Below are 2,978 nucleotides of genomic sequence, written 5' to 3'. Positions count from 1 at the left end.
GTCGGGGTCCGGGACGGTCGCGGTGGTGGCGGGCCGGCGAGCCGCCTGTCGGCGCCGTAGTAGCTCGCGTACGTCGAGACGAGGGTCAGGTAGTCGCGAACCACCGGGTTCTCCGGTACGCCGCCGGCCTGGCGTACCGCCTCCGGGCCGACCCGGAACGCGGCCAGCGCCGCGAGGTACGGGTCCTTGCCGACCCCGTCGAGCTCGTCGACCAGGGAGCACATGGTGTGGCCGAGCGCCGGGACGGCCGCGCCCGGGTCCCACGGTGAGGCGGTCCGGGCGAAGGGCGCGTACCGGGCCCAGCGTTCCGGGGTGAACTGGGCGATGCCCTGTCCACCGTCGGCGCCGAGCAGGTTCGGGTTGAACCCGGAGGCGGCCATCAGCTGGGCGGCCACCCGGGCCGGCGAGAGGGCGGGGCAGTGCGTGCCGGCTGCGCGTACGGCCGCCAGGTAGTCGTCGGGCAGCGGCGTGGCGGGAGTGCCGCGACCGGGCGCAACCCCGACCGGACCGTTTGCCGTGGTGGGGGTGTCGACGCCGGCCAGCGGCTGGCGGGCGTACCAGGCGGCGTATCCGGCGACGGTGTCGACGTACTCGCGGGCCGGGGCGGGGATCCCGCCGGCCTCGCGTACGGCCGCGAGCCCCGAGTGGTACGCGCCCAGCGCCAGCAGCCACCCGTCGCCCTCGACACCGGCCTGCCGGACCTGCCCGACGAGGTCGCAGGTGAGGTGGGCGAGGGCGGTGACGTTGGCGGCGTGGTCGCCCCGGTCCGCGGTGACACCGGGCTTCCACCGTTCCCACGACGTGTCGGAGAGTCCGGCCAGGCCGCTGCCGGCGGGGGTCCGCGCGGCGGCGTCGAACCCGGAGGCGGCCATCAGCTGCCCGGCGAGCCGGGCCGGGGTGAGCGCCGGGCAGGAGAGCGCCGCCGCGGCGACAATTCGCGCCTCTCCGGCCGGCACCGGCCGGCCGACCAGCAGCGGGGCCTGTCCCGCCGTGGCGCTGCCGAAGCCGGAGCTCGCCACGACCCCGGCCGCCCCGGCCAGCACGAGCAGGAGCAGGGCGGCCGTCCAGCGCCGGGCCGGGCGGCCGAGCAGGCGACGAGGTACGCCGAGCCGGAGCAGCGCGCGCCGCAGCCGGGACCGGACGCCACCACCGGAGGCCATGGACACTGTTCGATCTCCCTAAGCCAGGTGCTCGGTTGTACGACGGAGATCATCCGTGGTCGGTTCAAACCGATCTCGCCACGGCCTCCCCGGCCACGTCCCCGCCGTCGGCGGACTCCCGCACCCCGTCGGCCGCCTCGCTCCGGTCTACGTCGTCGACGCCGCTCGCCGCCGAGGCGTAGAGGACCGAGAGCGCCCGGTGCAGCGCCACGGCGTCGACCTCCGGCGGCTGGTACGCGCGCTGCCGGATGTCGGCCAGGAGCGCGGGATCGGGTGCCAGGCCGTAGCCGCGCAGGTAGTAGCCGACCGCGTCGCTCCAGATCCACCGTCCGTCGGTGCGGAACGCGGTCGGCACCACGGGCTGCTGGGCCGGGTCGACCACGTCCGGCGTGAGGTCCGGCGTGATCAGCAGCGGCACGCCCTCGTCGAGGTAGCGCGCCACCCGCTCCGCCTCGCTCTCGTCGAGTTCCGGGTGGTCGGGCTCGAAGCCCGGGCCGACGCCGGGTTCGAACGTGTCGAAGACCCGTGCCACGGCGGGCGTTCCGCCCGGCGTCGCGGTCCAGAGCAGTGCGGAGAAGCCGAGTGCGGTCCGCTGGTACGCCGGCAGCCCGTCGGCGTCGAGGAACGCCTCCACCTGCGGGTTCTCCTCCCCCGCCGCGCTCAGCGCGTCCTGGAGCCCGGCGGCAAGTCCGGGCAGGGCCGCCTCGTCGTCGGCCTGCAGCAGGTAGACCCGGCGCGGTGGTGGCCACTGGGTGCCCATCGCCGGGAACCGCCAGGTACGCCAGAGCGCCCGGGCCGGGGCGTCCGCGGTGAGCGACGGCATCGCCGCGACGGCGGCGGCGTCGACCTCGTCCGCTCCGCCCGGCCCGTCGTACGGCTGGGTCAGGTCGATGGCGTACGGCACGGCGTCGCCATGCTCCGTGAGCACCTCGGGACTCACCGGGGCCACGCCGTACAGCGGTTGCGGGTCCGCCTCGGATCGCTCCAGTTCGGCCAGCGCCTCGACGTCCTCGCCGGCGGCGGTGAGCGCCTCGGCGAGCAGCGCCGCCTCGGCCTCGGTCACCGCGACCCGGGCGGCGAGCGCCGCGAAGACCACCGCCTGGGCGATCTCGACGAGTTCGCCCGCGGCCAGCCAGCGCCGGGCCTCGGCGATCAGCTCGTCGGGCAGCCGACCGGCCATCCGCAGCAGCAGCTGATGGAAGGCGGCCTGCTCCTGCCGCACCTCGCCGGTCTGCGTCATCAACCCCTGCTCCCTCTCCACGCCGTCGCGGCCGGCCGGACGCACCCTGGTCCGGTCACCCACGAGGGTCGACGGTCGTGGCGACGCTCCGGTTCAATCCCGACCGAGGGCACCCACGGCCGCGCGCCCGACCGGCGCACGCCGAGGCCGGTCGACCGGGCCTCCCGCAGGCTCGACGGGAACCGCGGCTGCCTGACACACCTGCCCCGGCGATCGACGCCGACCGGCCGTGGTCGGTGTGCACGTTCCCGCGACCCGGCCGCCGCGCGGGTGGCGCTCTCCGGTCGCGACGACCGTCGGTCAGGTCGTCAGCAGCACACCCGCGTACGAGACGCCGGCGACGACCGCCCAGGCGCTCAGGCCGAGGGCGGCGGCCCGAGCACCGGTACGGGCCAGCGTGGGCAGGTGGACGGCGCTGCCGAGGCCGAACAGGGCGGCGGAGAGCAGGATCTCCTGGGTGAGGGCCGCGCCGTCGAGCACGCCCGCGGGCAGCCAGCCGGTGCTGCGTACCGCGATCATGACCAGGAAGCCGACGACGAAGAGCGGCACCAGGGAGGGCCGTCCCGCCCCCGACGCAC

2 protein-coding genes and 1 pseudogene are annotated in these 2,978 nt (G+C 76.2%); all 3 read right to left on the bottom strand.

Annotated elements, in window-relative coordinates; genetic code table 11:
* Window positions 1–1,166 (bottom strand): annotated as a pseudogene (locus E1211_RS31530) (lytic transglycosylase domain-containing protein); the annotation flags it as partial.
* A 58-nt stretch (window positions 1,167–1,224) separates the two neighbouring features.
* Window positions 1,225–2,400: a hypothetical protein gene (locus E1211_RS31525; protein WP_132353804.1), complete on the bottom strand. Its 1,176-nt coding sequence runs from the start codon at window positions 2,398–2,400 to the stop codon at window positions 1,225–1,227.
* A gap of 300 nt (window positions 2,401–2,700) precedes the next feature.
* The coding region (locus E1211_RS31520; RefSeq protein ID WP_132353802.1) for a putative sulfate exporter family transporter at window positions 2,701–2,978 on the bottom strand (278 nt) is incomplete at its 5' end.

It is taken from the genome of Micromonospora sp. 15K316, assembly GCF_004348525.1.
In the GTDB taxonomy this organism is placed as follows: domain Bacteria; phylum Actinomycetota; class Actinomycetes; order Mycobacteriales; family Micromonosporaceae; genus Micromonospora.
The sequence above is the reverse complement of the archived record's forward strand: the minus strand, read 5'-3'. Positions and strand labels throughout refer to the sequence as shown.